Annotated in this window: 23 protein-coding genes; 14 read left to right on the plus strand and 9 right to left on the minus strand. The window is 36.3% G+C overall.

All coding sequences use genetic code 11. The features are described 5' to 3' along the window. Window positions 1-75 precede the first annotated feature (75 nt). The 3 genes from AC57AW_RS13775 to AC57AW_RS13785 form a co-directional block, all read right to left on the minus strand. A complete protein-coding gene (locus AC57AW_RS13775) occupies window positions 76-1,656 on the minus strand; it encodes an ATP-dependent DNA ligase (protein WP_496352332.1) in 1,581 nt (526 codons plus the stop codon). Further along, window positions 1,653-2,675: a ligase-associated DNA damage response exonuclease gene (locus tag AC57AW_RS13780; RefSeq protein ID WP_496352333.1), complete on the minus strand. Its 1,023-nt coding sequence runs from the start codon at window positions 2,673-2,675 to the stop codon at window positions 1,653-1,655. Before AC57AW_RS13780 ends, AC57AW_RS13775 begins: the two co-directional genes overlap by 4 nt. Window positions 2,676-2,888: 213 nt before the next feature. After that, on the minus strand, window positions 2,889-4,346 hold the full coding sequence (locus tag AC57AW_RS13785) for a S41 family peptidase (protein ID WP_496352334.1): 1,458 nt from the start codon (window positions 4,344-4,346) through the stop codon (window positions 2,889-2,891). 198 nt (window positions 4,347-4,544) lie between these two features. Between AC57AW_RS13785 and AC57AW_RS13790 the strand changes: the two genes are divergently transcribed. The 3 genes from AC57AW_RS13790 to AC57AW_RS13800 are packed head-to-tail and all read left to right on the plus strand — an operon-like array spanning window position 4,545 to window position 6,560. Beyond that, the gene (locus AC57AW_RS13790) at window positions 4,545-5,333 is read left to right on the plus strand and encodes an SDR family oxidoreductase (RefSeq protein ID WP_496352335.1); all 789 of its coding nucleotides are present in this window, start codon (window positions 4,545-4,547) and stop codon (window positions 5,331-5,333) included. A gap of 4 nt (window positions 5,334-5,337) precedes the next feature. After that, on the plus strand, window positions 5,338-5,739 hold the full coding sequence (locus AC57AW_RS13795) for a GlcG/HbpS family heme-binding protein (protein ID WP_496352336.1): 402 nt from the start codon (window positions 5,338-5,340) through the stop codon (window positions 5,737-5,739). Between the two features lie 14 nt (window positions 5,740-5,753). Further along, a complete protein-coding gene (locus tag AC57AW_RS13800; protein ID WP_496352337.1) occupies window positions 5,754-6,560 on the plus strand; it encodes a helix-turn-helix domain-containing protein in 807 nt (268 codons plus the stop codon). A 207-nt stretch (window positions 6,561-6,767) separates the two neighbouring features. Here AC57AW_RS13800 and AC57AW_RS13805 read toward each other — a convergent pair whose 3' ends face one another. The 3 genes from AC57AW_RS13805 to AC57AW_RS13815 form a co-directional block, all read right to left on the minus strand. Next, the gene (locus tag AC57AW_RS13805) at window positions 6,768-7,835 is read right to left on the minus strand and encodes an SDR family oxidoreductase (RefSeq protein WP_496352338.1); all 1,068 of its coding nucleotides are present in this window, start codon (window positions 7,833-7,835) and stop codon (window positions 6,768-6,770) included. A gap of 86 nt (window positions 7,836-7,921) precedes the next feature. Further along, window positions 7,922-8,506 (minus strand): Crp/Fnr family transcriptional regulator, encoded by a 585-nt coding sequence (locus tag AC57AW_RS13810; RefSeq protein WP_496352339.1) that lies wholly within the window; start codon window positions 8,504-8,506, stop codon window positions 7,922-7,924. Window positions 8,507-8,554: 48 nt separating this feature from the next. Beyond that, window positions 8,555-9,010 (minus strand): PPC domain-containing DNA-binding protein, encoded by a 456-nt coding sequence (locus tag AC57AW_RS13815; RefSeq protein WP_496352340.1) that lies wholly within the window; start codon window positions 9,008-9,010, stop codon window positions 8,555-8,557. Between the two features lie 145 nt (window positions 9,011-9,155). On the opposite strand from AC57AW_RS13815, the gene AC57AW_RS13820 reads away from it, so the two are divergent. Further along, window positions 9,156-9,782 (plus strand): CatA-like O-acetyltransferase, encoded by a 627-nt coding sequence (locus AC57AW_RS13820; RefSeq protein WP_496352341.1) that lies wholly within the window; start codon window positions 9,156-9,158, stop codon window positions 9,780-9,782. 82 nt (window positions 9,783-9,864) lie between these two features. Here AC57AW_RS13820 and AC57AW_RS13825 read toward each other — a convergent pair whose 3' ends face one another. Continuing rightward, a complete protein-coding gene (locus AC57AW_RS13825; protein ID WP_496352342.1) occupies window positions 9,865-10,458 on the minus strand; it encodes a Crp/Fnr family transcriptional regulator in 594 nt (197 codons plus the stop codon). A gap of 546 nt (window positions 10,459-11,004) precedes the next feature. Here AC57AW_RS13825 and AC57AW_RS13830 point away from each other — a divergent pair. After that, window positions 11,005-11,346 (plus strand): helix-turn-helix transcriptional regulator, encoded by a 342-nt coding sequence (locus AC57AW_RS13830; protein ID WP_223600592.1) that lies wholly within the window; start codon window positions 11,005-11,007, stop codon window positions 11,344-11,346. Between the two features lie 16 nt (window positions 11,347-11,362). On the opposite strand, the gene AC57AW_RS13835 is transcribed toward AC57AW_RS13830, so the two are convergent. After that, window positions 11,363-12,094, minus strand: a complete 732-nt coding sequence (locus AC57AW_RS13835; RefSeq protein WP_496352343.1) for an MBL fold metallo-hydrolase — start codon at window positions 12,092-12,094, stop codon at window positions 11,363-11,365. A gap of 253 nt (window positions 12,095-12,347) precedes the next feature. On the opposite strand from AC57AW_RS13835, the gene AC57AW_RS13840 reads away from it, so the two are divergent. Beyond that, window positions 12,348-13,544, plus strand: coding sequence for an MFS transporter (locus AC57AW_RS13840; RefSeq protein WP_496352344.1), 1,197 nt, complete (start codon window positions 12,348-12,350; stop codon window positions 13,542-13,544). Window positions 13,545-13,616: 72 nt separating this feature from the next. Here AC57AW_RS13840 and AC57AW_RS13845 read toward each other — a convergent pair whose 3' ends face one another. Then, on the minus strand, window positions 13,617-13,991 hold the full coding sequence (locus AC57AW_RS13845) for a winged helix-turn-helix transcriptional regulator (protein WP_496352345.1): 375 nt from the start codon (window positions 13,989-13,991) through the stop codon (window positions 13,617-13,619). A gap of 159 nt (window positions 13,992-14,150) precedes the next feature. Here AC57AW_RS13845 and AC57AW_RS13850 point away from each other — a divergent pair, with 159 nt between their 5' ends. The 8 genes from AC57AW_RS13850 to AC57AW_RS13885 all read left to right on the plus strand — a co-directional run bounded on the left by AC57AW_RS13850 (window position 14,151) and on the right by AC57AW_RS13885 (window position 21,014). Beyond that, window positions 14,151-15,089 carry an alpha/beta hydrolase gene (locus tag AC57AW_RS13850; RefSeq protein WP_496352346.1) on the plus strand — a complete coding sequence of 313 codons (939 nt, stop codon included), beginning with the start codon at window positions 14,151-14,153 and terminating at the stop codon, window positions 15,087-15,089. Beyond that, complete coding sequence (locus tag AC57AW_RS13855) at window positions 15,089-16,255, plus strand: MFS transporter (RefSeq protein ID WP_496352347.1); 1,167 nt, start codon at window positions 15,089-15,091, stop codon at window positions 16,253-16,255. The genes AC57AW_RS13850 and AC57AW_RS13855 overlap by 1 nt, the downstream gene beginning before the upstream one ends. Before the next feature lie 256 nt (window positions 16,256-16,511). Further along, window positions 16,512-17,213, plus strand: a complete 702-nt coding sequence (locus AC57AW_RS13860; RefSeq protein WP_496352348.1) for a DsbA family oxidoreductase — start codon at window positions 16,512-16,514, stop codon at window positions 17,211-17,213. A gap of 114 nt (window positions 17,214-17,327) precedes the next feature. Continuing rightward, window positions 17,328-17,909, plus strand: coding sequence for a 5'-methylthioadenosine/S-adenosylhomocysteine nucleosidase family protein (locus AC57AW_RS13865; protein ID WP_318845843.1), 582 nt, complete (start codon window positions 17,328-17,330; stop codon window positions 17,907-17,909). 59 nt (window positions 17,910-17,968) lie between these two features. Beyond that, the gene (locus AC57AW_RS13870; protein ID WP_496352349.1) at window positions 17,969-18,763 is read left to right on the plus strand and encodes a helix-turn-helix domain-containing protein; all 795 of its coding nucleotides are present in this window, start codon (window positions 17,969-17,971) and stop codon (window positions 18,761-18,763) included. A 69-nt stretch (window positions 18,764-18,832) separates the two neighbouring features. After that, on the plus strand, window positions 18,833-19,843 hold the full coding sequence (locus AC57AW_RS13875) for a S41 family peptidase (RefSeq protein WP_496352350.1): 1,011 nt from the start codon (window positions 18,833-18,835) through the stop codon (window positions 19,841-19,843). Between the two features lie 9 nt (window positions 19,844-19,852). Then, entirely contained in the window at window positions 19,853-20,374 is a 522-nt protein-coding gene (locus AC57AW_RS13880) for a GNAT family N-acetyltransferase (protein ID WP_496352351.1), read from the plus strand. Between the two features lie 64 nt (window positions 20,375-20,438). After that, window positions 20,439-21,014: a Crp/Fnr family transcriptional regulator gene (locus tag AC57AW_RS13885; protein WP_496352352.1), complete on the plus strand. Its 576-nt coding sequence runs from the start codon at window positions 20,439-20,441 to the stop codon at window positions 21,012-21,014. Window positions 21,015-21,086: the final 72 nt, after the last annotated feature.

Below are 21,086 nucleotides of genomic sequence, written 5' to 3' on the forward strand. Positions count from 1 at the left end.
AATTTTTCGATCGCAAAGACGTTTCACTTGGCAAAGTCAATATTTCACTTTAAAAAACCTTGCGTCATTGCGTTATTATTGTATTAATTTTTTTATCTCTTCCAAATTATCAATTTCATCTACCGTTTTATCTTTCCGCCATCGTACAATTCTCGGGAACCGCAGTGCAACACCGCTTTTGTGACGGTTGCTGAAACCGATTCCTTCAAAAGCAATTTCAAAAACCAGTTCTGCTTTTACGGTTCTCACAGGCCCAAATTTCTCAATGGCATTTTTGGTTACAAATCTGCTTACTTCCATGATTTCTTTATCTGTGAGCCCAGAATACGCTTTGGCTATGGTTACCAGAGCATCACCGTTTTTTACAGCAAAAGTATAATCCGTATAGTAAGCACTTCGCCTACCACTCCCTTTCTGGGCATAAATAAGCACTGCATCAATGGTAAACGGATTTATTTTCCACTTCCACCAATCGCCTTTTTTCCGTCCGGAATGGTAGGGTGAATTTTTTTGTTTTAACATCAATCCTTCGCTGTTTACTTCTCTTGAATTATCACGAAGAGAGTCCAGTTCTTCCCATTTTTCAAAGTCAAGGCTTTTGGAAATTTTGATGTTCTGAGGATTTTCATTTAACAATAATTCTTCAAGCAAAGCTCTTCTTGCAGAGATAGGTTTCTCCCTCAGATCATTATTTTCAAGCTCTAATAAATCATAAGCGAAGACTTCTATCGGAATTTCCGACAGCATTTTTTTAGTTAAACTTTTCCTGTTTAATCTTTTTTGTAATTCATTGAAATTTAAAACTTTATTGTCTTTTACCGCAAGTATTTCTCCATCTATCACAAAGCTGCCTTTCATGGCTTTTACGACTTCGGTGATTTCCGGAAATTGTTCTGTGATGAGTTCTTCCCCTCTTGACCAGATGAAAACTTCATCATTTCTCCGGATGATCTGTCCGCGTATTCCATCCCATTTGTATTCTACAAGCCATTCATCAGGATTTCCCAGTTCGTCAGGCTTTTTTTCCAAAGGATAGGCAAGGCAGAAAGGATAAGGTTTTGAATTATCAGGATTTACATTTTCAGCATCAATCAGCTCTTTAAAAGAGACTTCATCCGGCAGCCATTTTCCCATTAAACTATGCATCAATGCACTTGATTCCTGACCTGAAAACTTTGTCAGAGCATTGATCAGGGTTTTATCTGACACTCCGATTCTGAAACTTCCGCCAATTAATTTATTAAAAATCAATCGTTCAGTATAATCCAAACCGTTCCAGGAGTTTAATACAAAATCTTTTTTTTCTGTATCTGTTTTTCCTTTTAAACTGACAATATCATTCATCCATTCTGATAAGGTACGCTCTATATTTTCCTGCGGAGGCGGAAGAATCAATGATAATGTTTCCCCAAGATCACCTACGGAAGAATAAGACTCCTGAAACAGCCAATAAGGCAGTTTTGTAATTTCCAGTGCCCATTCTTTCATATAATTGGTATTCACATTTCTTTTGGGTCTTTTTCCGATAAACAAGGCGATAAACCATACTTTATCTTCATCAGGGGCACGTTCCAGATAATCGATGATGGCATCAATTTTAGCATTGGTCTTATTGGTAGTTTCCAAAGCGTTGATAAGGTCTGCAAAATGTCTCATGATTCCGGGGTTTCAGGGGTTTCTTTTTCAGATTCTTCTTCGTCTTCTCCAAATAAGGTTTCCACAACATCTGCTTTGACTCCGATTTCATTCAAATATTTTGAAAAAACTTCGGTTTGTCCGTGCGTAACGTGTACGAGCTCAGCTTCGGTTGCTTTTACAGTCTGTAATAATCCCTTCCAGTCTGCATGGTCACTCATTGCAAAGCCTGCATCTGCACTCCGCCATCTTCTGGCACCACGAACCTGCATCCAGCCGGAACATATGGCAGTAGCCGGATCAGGAATTTTTTTGATGATATTACTGTCGAGTAAAGCAGGAGGAACAATTACAATTTCATGTTCCATCTCTTTTGGGCGTTCCCTGAAATCGGCAATGGTATAGTCCGGAAGGTCAATTCCTACGGTTTCAAAAGCTTCATTCAGCTTTCCGATGGAATAGTGGACGTATATTTTTCCCAGACCTTCCACCGCCTTCATAATGCGCTGGGCTTTTCCTAAAGAATACCCGATAAAAACTGATGTTTTATTATTTTCCTTATTCTTCAGCACCCAATTCTGAAGTTTTTTATTTAAATCCGGAACTTCAAGCCAGTTGTAAATGGGCAGTCCAAAAGTACTTTCTGTAACAAATTCATTACATTTTACCAGCTCAAAAGGAGTGCTCAATCCATCATCCTGAACTTTATAGTCGCCCGAAATGACCGTCACATATCCTTTATATTCAAGTCTGATCTGTGCAGAACCAATAATATGTCCGGCAGGATGAAGGGAAAGTTTTACCCCATTGATGCTTAAAACTTCTCCATATTCCAGACTCTGGCATTCGATATCCATTCCGATTCTTTGATGGAGAATAGGTTTTGTGAAATGGTGACAAAGGTATTTTTTCATTCCCCAACGGGCATGATCAGCGTGGCCATGGGTGATAACCGCCATATCTACAGGTCTCCATGGATCAATATAAAATTTCCCCTGGGGACAGTAAATTCCTTTTTTTGTAAATGTGATTAATTTCAATGGTGTGACTGGTTTTATAGAATAAGCTTCAAAAACTTAACCAATTTACAATAACCAGTTTGTTTTTTATTGATTGAAAGCAGAAAGATCAAGCCAAATTTCTATTAAATGCATAATTTTATTAATAGGCTTTGGCTAAAGCTCATTCATTGACAGATTAATCGTGGTATTAAAGTATTAAAAAAGCTGTTTCAAATAGAAACAGCTCTTATTTTATTTTTCGTTAAGTATATCGCTTACATGATCTATCCATTGATAATCAGGAATTGTTTTGTCGATGTAATAATCCGGTTGAATCCCTTTTCCATCAATGGCCATCTCCGGAATACGGAAGCTTTTAGAAAGTGAATATCCGAGCTTAAATTCGTTACAAGGAGAAGCCACGAAATACATATTAGAGATATCCAAAACACCAGCTGTTGTAGTTCCAAAAAGTTTTACTTTTTTGCTTTGTCTGGCTGCCAGTAAAAATTCTTCTGCCGTACTGCCGTTTCCTTCATTAATGATAATTCCAACATTCTTTGGATAAGGTGAAATTTTATCCATTTTTTTGATGTCTACCATATTTCCATCGTCTTTAAGGCTTACAAACTTACCAAGATGCTGGCTTAGTTTATCATATGATTTTTTTAGATATTCTCTGTCTTCCGCAGATATTCCATATTTTTGATAGTTCTCATACAGGTCCAGCATTCTCTGATTATTCAGTTTTGTAGAATAGAACTGTGTTCTGATACTTCGGATAGGATTGGTATAGAGATATGGGATAATTTTGGCAAAGCTGTTGTCACTTCCACCACCATTATATCTTATATCGATAATGAGGTTTTCTGTGCTTTCAATTTTAGATTGGTTGGCTGTAATGACACTGTCTATATCCTTTTTTAAAGCTCCATTGAAGGAAGGAATTCTTAAAAGCAGGGTAGTTTTATTAATCTGTTTTAGAAAAGGCATTTCTGCCTGTGCTGCCTCAAAATAAGTTTCAATACCTTCTTCTCTTTCAAATTTCGGGGAAACTCTTTTCAAGGTAAAGTCATTGATTTCAAGATAATTTTTTCCAATGAATCTGACATTGGTGATTTCCTGCCCGGATTTGTTTCTTAAGTAGAACGTTCCTTTTGTTTTATCAGCGCTAAAAGTCAGTTTCAAATCATAAGGTTTCCAGTTTTCTGCTCCTGATTGAATAATGAACCCTTTATAAACCTCTCCAAATTTTTTAATTCCTATTGTGTAAGGCTGGACTTCCCAGATCCCTTCAATATCAGAATCTTTTTTAGAGAGAACTTCCTTTTTAAACTTTTCAATATCTACTTTTACGGTTTCTGTTTTATTATTTATGATTGCGGCTGCTGGCTGAGGCTGGGCTGGCTGATTCTCTTTTTCGATCATTTTAATGGAAATATGCCCGGATCTGAAGAATTTAAGCCATTCATAAATAGTCTGTGTACATTCAGTATCTGATTTTGAATTTTTGATCTTAGTCAGAAAGTCATTATTATGAGCCTGATAAGCCGGGAGTCCTTTTTTATCAATTACATATTGAAATCCTGCGTCATTTTCCTCGAACGTTTTTTTTACCCATTGATAATTGCTTTCACAAGTACAGGTCTGAGCAAAGCTAAAAGAAGAAGTGGATAAAAAAATTAAAAGGAGTGTCTTAATTTTGAGCATACATTGGTTTTTAGTTTGAAAACTGTAAATCTAACGATAAATCTCTTTTTTTATGATTTTAAAAGGGAATTTATTTAATAATACGATCTATTTTTTACTGGATTATCTGAACTTTTCAGCAATATAAAATTGAACGCTGCAGCAATATTGAACTTTCCGAAATCTCAGAAATTTGTATCATCATTAAAAAAGAATACAATGAGTAAAACAATTTTAATTACAGGTGCAGCAAGTGGATTCGGAAAGATTGCTGCTTTTGATCTTGCAAAAAAAGGACATAAGGTAATTGCTACTGCACAGGTCTATCCTCAGATGAGTGATTTAATCCGTGAAGCTAATGAACAGGGAATTGACCTTACGGTTGATAAACTGGATGTAACCAGCCAAAGAGATATTGATTATATCTTAAAAAAGTATGAAATAGATGTTTTAATCAGCAATGCCGGAATCATGGAAGGCGGCCCAATTGCTGAACAGCCGGTAGATATTATCCGTTCTATGTTTGATGTGAATGTATTTGGTGCATTGAATCTTGCACAGGGATTTATCAAAAAGTTTGTTGAAAAGAAAAGTGGTAAGATTGTTTTCACTTCTTCCATGGGAGGTTTATGGACGGTTCCTTATGTAGCCGCTTATTGTGCATCAAAACATGCTTTGGAATCTATCGCTGAAGGGTTGAGAACTGAACTTGCTCCGTTTAATATCAAAATTGCAACTTGTAATCCAGGGGTATTTGGAACAGGATTTAATGACAGAGGAGTGGATTCTATTTTCCATTGGTATGATCCGAAAGTTAACTTCACGCCGGAATCCGCTTTTGACGGAGCTGCAGAATCTTTAGCGCATCAACTGGATCCACAGTCTATGGCAGAGGTGATTGTGAATGTTGCTTTAGATGATGAGAGTCATTTCAGAAATGTACATCCAAAAGAAACTGAAGATTTCGTAAAACAGCTTCAGGCAGATGCATGGACCGCAAAAAGCTAATATCATGAAACTGAATTATAAAACTGCAGAAAAAGCACTGCATGCAGGAAAGGAAAAAGCATTATCTATGAATATTCCGGTAAGCATTGCTGTGGTAGATACCGGGGGGCATCTTGTCGCACTGGCAAGACTGGATAGCGTCTACGGAGTGATTGATTTTGCCATTAAAAAAGCAAAAACAGCCGTCATGTTTGGAGTAAACAGTGATTTGATGGGTGGAATTATCTCAGAAACCGGTATTCACGGCTACGGAATGCTGAATTCAAATGAGGGGCTTCTGACTATTGCAGGAGGTGTTATCCTTAAGAATGCAGATGGAGATGTCATTGGGGCGATAGGCTCTTCAGGCGGAACTCCCGAGCAGGATAAACAAATTGCAGAAGCAGGCGCTCAGGCTATTGGTTAATTTCAGATATTTGTATGATGGAAAACACTTCTGAGATCATATTCGATAAACTGGTTTATTCTTGTGCTTTTGAATCTTACAGAGGTCATGAAGAGTTTATTCCGGACCATTTTCTGGGATTTCAGATCTCTGGAGAAACACATGCTTTTCATGAGCATGGTAAGACTGTGATCAAAGAAAATACAGTAGTTCTGGTCAGAAAAAATCAACTGATCAGGACTATTAAATATCCTTCAGCACATGAAAAGTATCAGTTTATCTCCATTACACTTGATGATGAAACGCTGAGACAATATGCCAATGAAAACAAAATCACTGTAAATAGTAATTTTTCAGGGAATCAGCGGTTATTTTTTGAGCCTAATGATTTTTTTAAGAGCTATTTTACATCTCTTATTCCTTACATTAATAAAACACAGGAGATCCCGCCAAAACTAGCTATGTTAAAGGTCAAAGAAGCCATAGAACTCCTTTTGCTGAGTAATCCTGATCTTAAAAATCTCCTTTTTGATTTTTCTGATCCCTATAAAATTGACCTTGCAGAGTTTATGAACAAAAATTTTATGTTCAATGTCTCAGTAGATGCTTTTGCAAGACTTACAGGCCGTAGTTTATCAGGTTTTAAAAGGGACTTCAATAAGACATTTCAGATGACCCCGAAACAATGGCTGAAAGAAAAAAGGTTAAAGGAAGCCTATTATTTAATTAAAAACAGGGATAAAAAGCCTTCAGATATTTATCTTGATCTGGGTTTTGAGAATTTATCCCATTTTTATTCTTCTTTTAAAAAGAAATTTGGCGTAACGACTACAGAAGTTTAATGTAAATCAATAAAAAAACACAATTTTTACTATAAGAGTTACTTCATTGTTGGAAAAATGCAAAGACGCAAGATAATATCAAAAAGGTTGCTATAAGGCGCAAAGATTTTATCTCCGATAAAATTTGGCTCTGCATATTCTCTCTGAGTTGTAAGAATTAGATACCGCTATGATTTTCTGCGTCTTTGCATTTTCCGACAATTTCTATTAAGGAATCATATTTTCAGCTCTTAATCTTTTAAAGACATCTGTAAAAGAATCTTCTGTGTTTACATAAGCTGTGAAGCCTAGTTTTCTGCTTTTTGACATATCACACATTACTTCCAGAGGTCTTCCCAGATCCAGATCAGTATGCCATGCTGAAGACAGACGGTCAATATTTTTTTCTTTCAGATTGTATTTCTCTGCAATTGCAGCCCAGATTTCGTGGTCGTTTTCCAGTTCTTTTTCAAGAGGTTTTATCGTACCATCGAAGCCTTCGGCTTCTATAGCAAACCAATCTGCCAATCTTTTCCATAGCCATTTCCATCGGAAAACATCTCCATTGGCAATATTGAATGCCTGATTCTTTGCTGATTCTGTGGTGGATGCCCAAACCAGTTGTTGAGCTAAGACTCTTGCGTCTGTTACATCCGATATACCATTCCATTGTGCTTCAGATCCCGGCCAGATAAATTTTCGCTCTGTTTCTTTACAAATACTGGCGTATACAGCTAATGTTGTCCCGATATTCATCAGGTTTCCTACTGCATATCCGACAACGGTATGAGGCCTGTGAATGCTCCATGTAAAGCCGTCTCTTTCGGAAGCTTTGTACACTTCATCTTCCTGGGCATAATAAAAGTTGGGAAGTGGAAGTCTTGGATGTTCTTCTCTGACAGGAGTTTCAGGTGAAACGCCTTCTTTAGCGTAAGCTTCAAATGGTCCAAGGTAATGTTTAAGCCCTGTAACCAAAGCGACATGTTTCACAGATTTTTTAGAAGATAAAACAGTTAACAGATTTCTCACGAGCATACTGTTGACACGGATGTTTTCCTCTTCGGTATCATTACGCATCCAGGTGGTAAAGTAAATATGAGTGGGAGAGATCCCTTCCAGGGCTTCAGCAAGATTCTGTTCATTCATCAGGTCTGCTTTAATAGGGTTGAGGCCTGGAATATTGGCGTTTGGATTCCTGGACAATCCGTATGTTGTCCAGCCTTGAGCGATTAATTCTTCTGCAAGGTTACTTCCTGTAATTCCGGTAGCGCCTACTACCAATGCAATATTTTCCATAAGTATTGTAAAATTTCTTGTACAAAATTATGGCTGGTAACAGGCTTTTATCCTTGACTTGGATCATGCATTTGGGTTGATCTGGATCAAGTGTTATTCAGGGAATTCTTTTTACGGATCCGGCTTACGGTCTCAGGAGCAAGGCCAAGATATGAGGCAATAAGATTGTGGGGTACTCTTTTAATCATTTCCGGGTTCTTCTGTGCCAGTTGAAGATATTTTTCTTCTGCAGTGTAGCCATTGGAAACAATAAGCCTGTAATCTTTGGTAACAAGGCTGTTCTGATATAAAATTCTGAAATAACGATCCATTACAGGGATTTCCAATAACATTTTTTCATAATTTTCCAATGTAATCATCAATACTTCTGTTTCTTCAACAGCATCAATATTCAGAACTGATTTTTCCTGATTGATAAAACTATTGAAATCTGAGATCCACCAGCCTTCAAAGGCAAACATATTGATGTGCTCATTTCCTTTTTCATCCGGAAAATAGGATTTCAGCAGCCCTTTGCTTACAAAAGACAAAGCTTTACAAATATCTCCTTCCTGAAGCAGATACTGTTTTTTACGAAGTTTTTTAAGGGTAAAAAAAGACTGAACCTGACTTTTCTGGTCGTCAGTAATATCAACTTTATTCTCAATATGGGAAAGAAGAACCTCAAACATCACATAAATATTTCATCAAAAATACCACTTTCAATACCAACCGAAATTTTATTTTTCAAAATCATAAAGATTGATTCCTATTTCTTCATTTTTAATTTTTACAACTCTGGCATCCAGCGGATATATAATAAATTCTGCGGCTCCCTGGATTTTTGCCTCCAACAGATGTCCGGCTAAAGCTGTATAATCTTCTCTTCCCAAAGTAATGTGAAGATGAAGGGTTAGTTTTCCTTCTATTTCAGAGACATTTCCGGAGATATTGGTGACTTCCATCTGTTCTTTAAAGGTTTTGTCAACATACTTTTTGGTTGCAGGATTAAAAAAACGAAGTGTTGCTTCACTTACAGCTCCTATTCCTGTAACTTCTCCTGCCCGCATATTTTGATTCCGAACAAAATCAGTTAAAGTTTCTACAATATTAGAGTGATTATCAAGACTGATCACATATACTGAACCTGCTTTTCTTGCGGACCAATTATTTCCTTTATAATTTTGAACCTCCATAATACTAAGATTTAAAGGTAATGCATACAATAATTATGCTTTGGTCAAACTTTAGGTAAAAAATGTATTAATTCTCCTAACATTTCTGAATAGTAAGTCCCTAAAACCGGTAAAAAATCCCGAAATTTGCAGCAAATAAGAAGTAATGAAGATTGTAGATATAGAGAACTGGAACAGAAAAGAACATTTTGATTTTTTTTCTAACATGGCAAGCCCTTATTTTGGATTTACAACGGAGGTAGACTGTACAAGAGCCTATGATACTGCTAAAGAAAAAGGATATTCATTTTTTGCCTATTATTTTCACAAGTCTATGGCAGCAATCAATACCATTGATGAATTAAAACTAAGAATCATTGACGGGCAGGTGATACAGTTTGATACCGTGCATGCCGGCAGTACGATCGGAAGACCTGATGGTACTTTCGGATTTTCATTTACGCATTTCTCAGAAGATTTTGAGACCTTTAATGCAGCGCTTCAGGAGGAAATAAAAGGAGTGCATCAGACTTCAGGATTAAGATTAAGCAATGAAAGGCTGGGAAAAGACCACGTGAGACATACGACTATTCCATGGAATTCCTTCAGTGCTATACTGCATCCTACAGATTTTAATACCACAGAATCGGTTCCTAAAATTGCTTTTGGAAGATTCAATATCCGCGACGGCAGAAAATATCTTCCGGTTTCTATTGAAGCACACCACGGATTGGCTGATGGTCTTCACCTTGCCAAATACTTGGAAGAATTTCAAAGACAGCTTGATCAGTAGAGAAGGTTGTGGAATTCGAGGGAAATGAGAAACAGATCTTTCAACAATATTTTAAAAGCCGGACATATCCGGCTTTTGCTTTTTAATAATGAATCTTTCGCTTTTCTATTTTCACAACCTGATCTTTTTCCATCTGCTTTATGGTCCGTATAACTGTTTCTACACATAATCCGGTGAGTGAAGCCATTTGCTGGCGGGTAAGAGGAATCTGAAAAGAATAAGGCGTTTTATCCTCATGATAACTTTTCAGGTAATCCATCAGCAGTTTCAGTTTAGCAACCGGATTCTGGAAAGAAAGATTATAAAACATAATGTATTTATAGTACATTCTTTCAGCAAGACATTCATAAATGCTGAGTGAAATTTCAGGATTACTTTTGATCAGGTCCAAAAAATTCTGCTTTGGCATTTTGTAAATGACGGAATCTTCTATTACTACAGCATTCATGGGATAAGGCCGGTCAACAAACAGTAGAGATTCTCCAAAGCTGTGACCGTCTGAGAATATATTCTGAATAAACTCTTTCCCGTCTTCTGTATAATTATTGAGTTTAATTTTCCCTTTTTCAATCTGGTAATAATGAGTTGGAAACTCTTTTTCATGGAAGATCATCTCGCCTGTATGAAAAGTTCTTGTTTCTGCCCCAAAAGAAATTAATAAACTTTCAGTAATCATGATTGTGATTTATTTATAAAATAAAGAAACACCGATTTTATTGATTTCTCTTATCATGTGGTACCATTAACATACCACATATATTCATTTTTTTATGCGTGTTTGGCCTGGAAAACATTGACTGAGATCATAAAAAGTAAAGGTAATAAGACGTTACATTTACATCCTACTCAAAATTAAAGTGTAAATAAAGGGAAACTGGCTGATAAAAGCAGTTAAGATATTTTTGCTTAAAATATAACGTGGTATCTATGTGGTACACGGTTTTTATAAAATTTTAATCATTTTCTCTTTCTTTGCCAGTATAAAAATGAAATAAAATTCATAGGTCTGATTTTTTTAACATAATCATTCAATAAATACAAACTATATGCTATGAATTATTGCAATATATTAATGAAAACCAATGGAATTTTGAATACATAAAAATTATTTTGTTCCCGATATTAAATCAGCAAAAACACAAAATTGAGTAGAGAAAATAAAGACTTTGTACAGATTCACAAAAGATGTGGTATCTGAAATGAGTAGAGATGAGAAAGTATTATGAAAAATAGAAAACCTGAACCCAACTTAGAGGATTTGAAGCAGAAAATTCTTGTACAAGACGAAATTATGGCCTTAGCCAAGGCAAATTCCCCGCGTCTACTGAATAAATTCAGACTGGTTCATCCTGATTTTTTTAAAAAGTTATCCGCTATACAGCCTGCCCTTAAAAATTCTGAATTGATCTTTTGTATTTACCTTAAGCTCAATATGACCACGAAGGAAATTGCAACATGTATTTTTGTGACACCAAAGGCAATACAAAACAGGAAAAACAGGATCAGAAAGAAACTCAATATTCCTTCTGAATTTGATATTTATAAATGGTTTAATGAAATTTAAACCATTTTTTTTGTATTTAAATTTCTATTACGGCTTTATCCAGGTCGTGATAAAGAAGAATTTTCCAACGGTTTTCTTTTGCTTCTTTTTCCCATTTAAGCCTCAATTCCATTGCTTTTCTGCCATCGAAATCACTTTTATAGGCTACATGGTATTTTAAATAAGAAGCCTGTGGAAGATCATCAGCCCCATAGAAAGCTGTTTCCCCATTTTCCCTGATCCAGAAAACCTGCATAAAAGGAGTATGTCCGCCCACTACTTCATAGGAAATCTCATCTGTAATCTGTCCCTGATCTTCATCCATCCAAGTAATATTAGGCAGTTGAATTAGCTGTTCCAGAATAGTAAAATCAAAAGAAGGGTTGCCTTTCTTTTCCATCGCAAAATCAAGTTCACGTTTCTGGATATAAATCTGAGCATTTGGAAAAGTGGCTTCAAAGCCATTATCCGTAAGAGTTACTGCGCCTTCAATATGATCTTTGTGAAGATGGGATAGCAATAACTTCGTGATTTGATCAGGATGAATATTTTCTCTTTTCAGAATTTCTGAAACAACAGTTTCCCCGGACTCATTTTTCCAGCCAATTCCAGCATCCAAAAGGATATAATCATTATCAGTGATGATAAGAAAAGGCTGTACAGACATCTTGATTCCTCCAATTGTATCAAAATTTTCTTCTGTTAAAAGGGTGAAGTCTTTGGTTTTGCTTGCCGAGAAATTGCCTTCTTTGAGCGGAATGATTTTCATGATGCAAATTTCTTTAATATTTCTAACATTCAAAAGGTTTTCCATCGATATATATCATCAATAAAAACAATGATACGGACAGCGTGTTGAAATCATTCTACTTACCGCAGAATCTTATATTATTCATAGAAATGTAAAGCCAAGGGACGAATAATTTCTTTTTTTAATGATTATCTTTGATCTCTTAAAAATCTGACGGACCATTTATGATCCCTGTCAATCACTTTTCAATTCAAATAAAAACTTATACGTAATGCAGGAGAGTTCTTCCCACGGTATTTCCCGGACTGTTATCTGGCTTATGGCCGTTATTTCCGGACTGGTCGTCGCCAATAATTATTATAATCAGCCTTTACTGGCACTTATTTCAGAAGAACTGCAGGTTTCTGAGAGCGCAGCAAGTAAAATTTCTGTACTTACTCAGATCGGGTATGCATTGGGGCTGCTGCTAATTGTTCCGTTGGGTGATAAATTTTTTCGTAAGAAACTGATTTTAATAGATCTGTTTCTCGTTTTCGGATCTCTTTTATGGATGACTTTTGCCACTCAGTTGTGGATGCTGTATGCTGCCAGTTTATTGATTGGAGCTACATCGGTTATTCCGCAATTGTTTGTTCCTATTGCCGCAGAACTTTCTTCAGATAAAGAAAAATCGGCTAATATAGGGTTGGTAATGTCCGGATTGTTGCTGGGAATTCTTCTTTCACGTTTTATAGGAGGAATAGTAGGTGAAGTCTGGGGCTGGAGGGCTATGTTTGGCATCGCGGCAGGATTGATGATCCTGGTTTGGCTTGCAGTATATAAAATGCTTCCTGAGCTTTCTCCTAATTTTAAAGGAACTTACAAAGAACTGATGCGTTCTGTTGCCCAACTTGCCAGAACACAACCTGTTCTTCAGCTGGCATCTTTCCGCGGGGCAATGGCATTTGGGTCTATGTGTGCTTTGTTTACAACGTTGGTTTTTCATATGGAGAAACCACCTTTTAATGCCGGATCATCTGTAGTAGGGAGTTTTGGACTAGCAGGAGCTGTAGGAGCTTTAGCCGCTGCAAAAGTAGGAAAGCTTCAAAAGTATCTGGATATTAACCGCATTATATTGTATTCTTTACTGATCGTTATTGGAAGCTGGGGCTTTACTTATTTCGCCGGAGAAACCTATTGGGGACTGATTGTAGGCGTTATTCTTGTAGATCTTGGAGTACAGTCAAGCCATATTATGAACCAGACTAATTATTTCCTGATCAAATCAAATGCTGTAAACAGACTGAATACGGTGTATATGGTATCTTATTTTATAGGAGGGTCACTGGGAACCTGGTTGGCTTCCGTTGCATGGCAGAAGGCTCAATGGAGTGGAGTATGTTTTGTAGGAACTGTATTTGGTGTTTTGGCACTCATTGCACACGTTCTTTTTTGCAAAAAAGTAAATAAAGCAAACGCAGAGTTGTAAATTTTTATATTTCTGATGTTTAAGGAGCGGGATTTTATCTTTGATAAAATCCCGCTCCTTTTATTTTTAAATCTATTCAATTTCTTCCTGTGCCTGCATCATTTCCCTATGTTTTCCTCCCCATTCGTCAAGCTGTTTCCATATAGGGATCAGTTCCCGGGCAATATCTGTAAGTTCATAATCTACCCTTGGAGGAACTTCTGCATGAACAGTCCTTTTTACTAAGCTTTCTTTTTCCAATTCTCTCAACTGTAGGGTAAGCATTCTTTCTGTTATTCCTGAAATAGAGTTTCTAAGTTCGCTGAAACGTAATTTTCCGTCTTTTAGTTTGTTTAAAATAATCAGTTTCCATCGGCCTCCGATTTTACATACAGCATAGCTCAGATCACATCCTTGTATGTACTTTCTGTTGATATTATTCGTTGAATTTTCTTTTAGCTTTCCCATTACTTACAAATTTGTTAGTACCATACATTTAGCTGTATACAGTGCAAATGTAAGGTTTGAGATTTAATTTTACACACAGAAAGCAGAAAATATGCGGCAGTAAGGAACCATAGCGCTTACGTTCCCTGCAAAACAATAGTAACTTAAATCAAAATAAAAATGCAGTTAACCTCTAATATAACACAGATTTTAAATCACTTAGAAAAAATACAACCCTTCAATCCACAGAGTTCCTTAGACGGAGCCCGTAAATATCTTGAAACAATGTCCCTTCAGCTTAGCGGTAAAAAAGAATCCGTTGCAATGATTGAAGAATTGGAGATTCAACAGGAAAGTCATCAGATTCCCATGCGGATTTATCGTCCTAATGGAAAGGATGTTCAGAATTCATCGGCTATTATTTATATTCATGGAGGATGGTTTATCGCTGGAGGATATGAAACCCATGATGCTGTAGTCCGTAAACTGGCTAATAAAACAGGATCTGTAGTTATTTTTATAGATTATCGTCTTGCACCGGAACATCCTTTTCCGGCAGGTTTAAACGATTCTCTTAACGGCATAAAATGGGTCATAGCAAATGCAGAATCTTTAGGAATTGATCCAGATAAAATAGGAATTATAGGAGATAGCGCTGGCGGAGCACTGGCTGCGGCTGTGTCTACCCAAATAGGAAAACAGCTGAAGTTTCAGGTATTAATCTATCCTGCGGCTGATAATCAGCTTAATTCAAAATCATGGGAAACCTATGAAAACGGGCCTGTTCTTAATAAGCAAGGCGGTATTGAAGCATGGGAAGGGTATCTTCCAAAAGATGAAAAAGATAATCCTTTGGCGATTCCTGTCTTAATAAAAGATTTTAAAGAAACTCCACCCACTTTAGTGATTCTTGCAGAGCATGATCCCTTGCTTGATGACGGAAAACAGCTTTCTGAAAATATGAAAAATGCAGGTGTTACACTTACAACAAGTCTTTATAAAGATATGGTTCACGGATTTATGCATATGGGAGAAATTCTGGAAGAGGTACAGTCCGCAGTAGGTGAAATGGCTGCTTTTGCTCATCAAAATCTAAATTCTGCCATAGAAAAAGAATAATGAAAAAATATGCATACATCGGATGTCTGGGGTTTATAGCCGTTATTACAACAGAATTTGGAGTCATAGGAATTCTCCCGCAAGTTGCAGAACATTATAAAATCAGCATAGATAAAGCAGGGTATCTATTGAGTGCTTTTGCATTAATTATTGCTCTTACAGGACCTTTTATGACCTTATTTACTTCAGGTTTTGATCGTAAAAAGATAATGCTTGCAGCCATTTTCATGTTTCTGATTACAGGATTTGTGTCTTCTTTTTCACCTCCTTTCTGGCTCTTGATGCTGGTTAGGATTTTGCCGGCATTTTTACAGCCTGTGTATATTGCAACAGCCTTATCTGTGGCCGTTTCCCAGGCAGATGACCGGAAAAAGAATGAGCTGATGGGAATTGTATTCAATGGAGTAGCCATTGCCATGGTTACAACGGTTCCTTTTGCAACATGGATTGCAGGGCTCTGGTCCTGGGAATATTCATTTATGATACAGACTGCAGTAAGTTTGATTGCTTTAGTTGTCATTTATTTTGTTCTTCCCGCAATGCCTGTTAAAGAAAAGAAATCTTATGGAAACCAGGTCAGAATCTTGAAGCAGCCTCCATTTATTCTGAGTACCCTGACTAACTTTTTCATGATTACGGCATGGTTTTCTACCTACAGCTATTTTGCAGATTATCTGAATAAAGCCAAAGGAATGGATACATCAATGGTAAGCTATATGCTGCTCTTGTTTGGACTTATAGGAGTTGCAGCCAATGGAGTAGCCGGGAAAATGCTTAATAAAAATGTGGCTGGTACTACAGCTATTTTTCTTTCGGGAACCATTGTAGTGCCTTTACTTCTCTATTTTTCTGATGGAAATGTATGGGCAACGATTGCAGTCATTGGAATCTGGGGATTTTTGTATTCCCCAAGCTTTTTAAATGCATCTACTTATATGATTTCTTCTGCACCGGACTCACTGGAATTTGCCAACAGTCTTGCGACCTCATTCGGAAACCTGGGAGTAACGGTTGGAACTACAATCGGAGGATGGGTGATCGTTACAAAAGGAGTAGAGTATATCCCGTGGATAGGTCTTGTTTTCGGGCTTCTTGCCTTTTTGATGATGATCTTAAAAGTAATAGTAGAGAAGCGCAGTCAGGTACTTTCCACTTGTCAGAATTAAACTGTAACAATTTTTGTTACATTCTGTAAATTTTAGTAACTTTGTACTATTAATTTGAAACTTGTTTAAATTTTTATTTTTGAAACATTAATATTGATTAAGTTGTTGAGAATATTAAGATAAGCTTCGCTTTAGGCTTAAAAATCAGAATGATTCATCTTAACTATACTTTATTTCTTAAATCAATTCTTAATGGTTTTAATATATATAGAATATTTTTTAAGTTTAAACAGTTTCTTGATTTAAAATAAATACAATGAAAATAGAAATCTGGTCGGACGTAATGTGTCCGTTTTGCTATATCGGAAAAAATAATTTTGAACAGGCTTTGAGCAAGCTGCCTTTCAAAGATGAAGTAGAAGTAGAGTGGAAGAGTTTTCAGCTGGACCCAACTTTAGATCCAAAAGAAACTCAGGATACCATTCAGTATTTTAGAGAAAAGAAAGGAGTCGGGGAAGCTCAGGCAACACAAATGCTGGGTCAGGTTACTCAGATGGGAAAAGGCGCAGGAATTGATTTTGATTTTGGAAAAACTTTGATCACCAATACTTTCAGTGCCCATAAATTGCTTCATTTAGCTAAAAAGCATAACAAATCTAATGAAATGGAAGAGGCATTGTTTATCGCTCATTTTATTGACGGTAAAAATGTAGGAGATACAGAAGTTTTGGTAACTCTTGCTGAAAACTTAGGAATTGACAAAGAGGAAGCAAGACAAGCCGTTACTACAGATCAACTGGATTATGAAGTAAACCAGGATATTCTTGAAGCAAGAAATAATGGTGTTTCCGGAGTTCCTTTCTTTGTGCTGAACGGTAAATATGCTCTTTCCGGGGCTCAGCCTGTAGAGACGTTTGAAAATGCACTTCAGCAGACTTACAAAGAAACTGTAAGTCCGTTTAAGGATCTTTCCGGTGGCAGCGGAGCTTCCTGTGATGCTGACGGATGTAGTATTTAAGATAATAGAACCCCAAAACAAATCAATTGTTTTGGGGTTTTAATTTAATATATTAGAAGAAACTCTTGTATCTTTGTCATACAGTACCAACAGCTGTATAAATCTGATTTCTCAATGATAAAAATTAACAACGAAACTCACTATTCAATTGACGATACCCTTTTTGTTTTTGCATTAGATTCTGAAGCAGGAACTGTATTTGATGATAAAAATAAATTAATTACAGGCATCGGAAAGGTAAATGCAGCGATAGAATTAACTAAAGAAATTCACACAAGAAAACCTAAACTGATTGTGAACCTAGGTTCTGCAGGAAGCAAAGGATTTCACAAAGGAGAAGTGGTATGCTGTACAAAGTTCATCCAGAGAGATATGGATGTGAGAGGGCTTGGATTTAAACTCTATGAAACCCCGCTTTCCGGAGTACCTCCCGTATTGGAATATGGCCTTAAAATGGATGTTTTGCAAGAAGGAATCTGTGGTAGCGGCGACAGTTTTGAAATGAATCATTCTGAAACAGATTACAATATTGTAGACATGGAAGCTTATCCACTGGCATTGATTGCCCAGCAGGAAAACATTCCGTTTCTATGTCTGAAATATATTTCTGACGATGCAGGAAGTGATGCTGCAGACGACTGGAGCGTACAGGTGCACCTGGCCTCTGAAGCATTTAAAAAAATACTGTTTTCATAAACACTATCATCCTGAACAAAGCTTCAGGATTTTGTTTTCTATTTCAACCTATCACTCATATGAAAGTTACATTTTATCAACCGGTGCATTCTGTTTTGAAAGATTATATTGAAGGATATTATTTTATAGAAAAAGATGATGATCAGAAACCTGTAAAATATCTTACATTTCCAGACAATTACTTTATCGTTTCAGCATGTGAGGATGTCTCTGTTACGCAGGATAAAGGGTGGGTAGAAATTGCCAGATCTCCGTCTGAAAATATCGAGGTTGATTTTGTATTCAGATGTTCTATTCCTACTGAAATTTTTTATCGGGAATCGATTAATGAGCTTACGATTTACTTTAAACCATTAGGAATTTATCATTTTTTTAATGCTGATAAAAGCAAGGATCTTGAACAGGAAATTCTTCTTTCAGACTTTACAGACATTATGAAAACTATTTTAAAAGAGTCTGACAGAAGAAAACAAATTGAAATACTGGAAAATTACTGTATTTCTAAATTCCAGAAAAGAGATTTACAGTTGGCTTATACAATATTGGATGATTTTGAAACTGAACTGAGCATTGAAGAAATTGCTGCAAAAAATAAAATCACAAGGCAGTATGTAAACAAAATTTCTCAACGATATCTGGCTAAACCCGCTTCAGAATTCAGAAAAATCCAGCGGTTTCGAAAGGTTTTAATATCAAATAAAAAATCCAGAAATCTCACGGAACTTTCTTACGAAAATCTGTTTTATGACCAGTCCCATCTTATTAAAGATTTTAAAGAACTTACCAGAATAAGTCCTGGAAAATTCTTTGAGAATGTAGATACTGAGAAAAATAATATCTGGCTATTTATCTGAGTTTCCATTTTTACAATTTACACAGATCTCATTGAAATACATTTGTTGAAATATTAAACCCTTATTTCAATGAAAAAAATAGGTATTGGGCTTTTCTTTTTTGCCTCCTTGCTCTCTTATGCCCAGAGAAATGATACTTCAACGGTACTTGCTGATATTACAGAAAAAGTAAAGAGTCATTATATTGATAAAGAGACTTATAAAAAAGTAGATTCATTATTCCGGAGTGATTTGAAAAACGGAACATATAATCCTCTTAATAAAAAAGATTTTGCGGCACTTCTCACTCAAAAGCTAAGAACCACTATTAAAGACGGACATTTTTTCGTTAAATATCTCGAAAACTACACCCCTGAGAAACAGATGAGTGAGAAAAAAAAAGAGAAATTGAATAATGATCATAACAGTCTTGAAAATTTTGGATTTGAGACCGTTGAAAGACTTCCGGGTAATATTGGTTACATCAATTTTAAAGGCTTTGCCTCTCCCGAAGCCAGTGAAAAAACATTAGCTGCTGCCATGAATTTTGTTGCGAATACGAATTCTCTGATTATTGATCTCCGGGAAAACGGAGGTGGAGAAAACGGGATGGTTCTTTTGTTTTTAAGCTATTTTTTTGATCAAAAAAAAGATCTTTATACCACCTATTTCAGACATGATAACAAGACCGTTGTAAACAGTACTCAGCCTACAGTTTCCGGACAGAAATATCTTCACAAAAAGATCTATATTCTTACCAGTAAAAAGACTTTTTCGGCTGGAGAAGCTGTAGCCTATTTTTTGCAGCAGTATAAACTTGCTGAAGTAATAGGTGAAAAAACAGGCGGTGCAGCCAATCCTGTGGATCATTTTATTATCCAAGATCAATATTTACTGCTTGTTCCGGCAGGAAAAATAACACCTTTAATAACACAAAAAAACTGGGAACATGTAGGTGTGACTCCTGATCAGGAAATGAAAAGTGGAGATGCTTTAAAGGCCGCTCATAGTAAAAGCTTAAAAAATATTATACTTACAGAAACAAAAACAGAATTAACCATACCCGAAATAAAAAAACTTATTAATACATTAGAACCATAAATACCTGTTATGTCATCAATAATCATCAGTATATCCGGCGAAAAAGACCTCGAAACGCTTCAAAATATAGGAATACAAACCTTCACTGAAACGTTTGCAGAAGACAATACTGAAGAGGCTATGAAAAAATATCTGGAAGAAAGTTTTAATACTGAAAAGATAAAATCAGAGCTGAATAATCCTGACTCCTTTTTCTATATTGCCTGGGAAGAAGACAATCCGGTGGGTTACCTGAAAGTCAATTCCGGAAAAGCACAGACAGAACTTCAGGACGAAACCAGCCTGGAAATTGAAAGAATCTATGTAAAGAAAAGCCATCATGGAAAAAAAGTAGGCCAGCTTCTTTATAACCAGGCTTTGGAAACAGCACAACAGCTCAGGAAATCATACCTGTGGCTTGGAGTTTGGGAAGAAAACGTAAGGGCTCTGAACTTTTACATAAAAAACGGATTTGTTGAGTTCGACAAACATATTTTCAGGTTGGGAGAAGAAGAGCAGACAGATTTGATGATGAAGAAAATTCTGGATTAATTTTTTTGCCCACAGACGGCACAGGTTTTCACAAGCGATTATGTCATAGAATAAACATCCTTAAATGAACAACTCAGAATTCGTACAAGAAATCAACAAATATTACCCGTTATCTGATGAAACGGTACAAGCTTTACTCAATATCTGTACTGAAAAGCATTACCACAAAAATGATATACTGCTGGAATCCGGGGCAATGGCAAGGTATTATTATTTTATCAAATCCGGAATGATAGGGTATTACACGGTAGATGAACAGGGAAATAATATTTATAAAATTTTCTTTGAAGAAAACAGTTTTGTGGCTTCCACAGCTGCCATTATTAAAAATGAGCCCAGTGATTTCACAATTATTGCGCTTGAAGACTGCGCTGTCATACAATATCCTGCAAAAGCGTACCGCGAGCTGCTTGAAAAGTATCATGATCTCGCACTTTTTCATATGTATTATCTGGAGAAAAACTGGGTGGTAAAAAAAGAACCTTTGGAAGTCTCCCTAAAGTTTGAAACAGCAAAAAAACGTTATTTACAATTGCTTGAAAACAAATCTCTTTACAATAGATTAAAACAGCATCATATTGCTTCTTATCTCGGGATTACGCCTACGCAGCTTAGCCGTATAAAGAAGGAACTTAGCTGATATTCCAAAATCTGAATGAAATACATTAACAAAAGCTTCAACATATGTTGAAGCTTTTCTCTTTTTTATGCC

The sequence above is a fragment of the Chryseobacterium sp. BGA-UO-ETr-SB22 genome (assembly GCF_059567885.1).

Bases quoted from the DNA above. Each gene is read 5' to 3' on its own strand.
- AC57AW_RS13775 (WP_496352332.1), bottom strand. From the start codon at position 1,656: ATGAGACATTTTGCAGACCTTATCAACGCTTTGGAAACTACCAATAAG.
- AC57AW_RS13785 (WP_496352334.1), bottom strand. From the start codon at position 4,346: ATGCTCAAAATTAAGACACTCCTTTTAATTTTTTTATCCACTTCTTCT.
- AC57AW_RS13790 (WP_496352335.1), top strand. From the start codon at position 4,545: ATGAGTAAAACAATTTTAATTACAGGTGCAGCAAGTGGATTCGGAAAG.
- AC57AW_RS13795 (WP_496352336.1), top strand. From the start codon at position 5,338: ATGAAACTGAATTATAAAACTGCAGAAAAAGCACTGCATGCAGGAAAG.
- AC57AW_RS13800 (WP_496352337.1), top strand. From the start codon at position 5,754: ATGATGGAAAACACTTCTGAGATCATATTCGATAAACTGGTTTATTCT.
- AC57AW_RS13805 (WP_496352338.1), bottom strand. From the start codon at position 7,835: ATGGAAAATATTGCATTGGTAGTAGGCGCTACCGGAATTACAGGAAGT.
- AC57AW_RS13810 (WP_496352339.1), bottom strand. From the start codon at position 8,506: ATGTTTGAGGTTCTTCTTTCCCATATTGAGAATAAAGTTGATATTACT.
- AC57AW_RS13815 (WP_496352340.1), bottom strand. From the start codon at position 9,010: ATGGAGGTTCAAAATTATAAAGGAAATAATTGGTCCGCAAGAAAAGCA.
- AC57AW_RS13820 (WP_496352341.1), top strand. From the start codon at position 9,156: ATGAAGATTGTAGATATAGAGAACTGGAACAGAAAAGAACATTTTGAT.
- AC57AW_RS13825 (WP_496352342.1), bottom strand. From the start codon at position 10,458: ATGATTACTGAAAGTTTATTAATTTCTTTTGGGGCAGAAACAAGAACT.
- AC57AW_RS13830 (WP_223600592.1), top strand. From the start codon at position 11,005: ATGAAAAATAGAAAACCTGAACCCAACTTAGAGGATTTGAAGCAGAAA.
- AC57AW_RS13835 (WP_496352343.1), bottom strand. From the start codon at position 12,094: ATGAAAATCATTCCGCTCAAAGAAGGCAATTTCTCGGCAAGCAAAACC.
- AC57AW_RS13840 (WP_496352344.1), top strand. From the start codon at position 12,348: ATGCAGGAGAGTTCTTCCCACGGTATTTCCCGGACTGTTATCTGGCTT.
- AC57AW_RS13845 (WP_496352345.1), bottom strand. From the start codon at position 13,991: ATGGGAAAGCTAAAAGAAAATTCAACGAATAATATCAACAGAAAGTAC.
- AC57AW_RS13850 (WP_496352346.1), top strand. From the start codon at position 14,151: ATGCAGTTAACCTCTAATATAACACAGATTTTAAATCACTTAGAAAAA.
- AC57AW_RS13855 (WP_496352347.1), top strand. From the start codon at position 15,089: ATGAAAAAATATGCATACATCGGATGTCTGGGGTTTATAGCCGTTATT.
- AC57AW_RS13860 (WP_496352348.1), top strand. From the start codon at position 16,512: ATGAAAATAGAAATCTGGTCGGACGTAATGTGTCCGTTTTGCTATATC.
- AC57AW_RS13865 (WP_318845843.1), top strand. From the start codon at position 17,328: ATGATAAAAATTAACAACGAAACTCACTATTCAATTGACGATACCCTT.
- AC57AW_RS13870 (WP_496352349.1), top strand. From the start codon at position 17,969: ATGAAAGTTACATTTTATCAACCGGTGCATTCTGTTTTGAAAGATTAT.
- AC57AW_RS13875 (WP_496352350.1), top strand. From the start codon at position 18,833: ATGAAAAAAATAGGTATTGGGCTTTTCTTTTTTGCCTCCTTGCTCTCT.
- AC57AW_RS13880 (WP_496352351.1), top strand. From the start codon at position 19,853: ATGTCATCAATAATCATCAGTATATCCGGCGAAAAAGACCTCGAAACG.
- AC57AW_RS13885 (WP_496352352.1), top strand. From the start codon at position 20,439: ATGAACAACTCAGAATTCGTACAAGAAATCAACAAATATTACCCGTTA.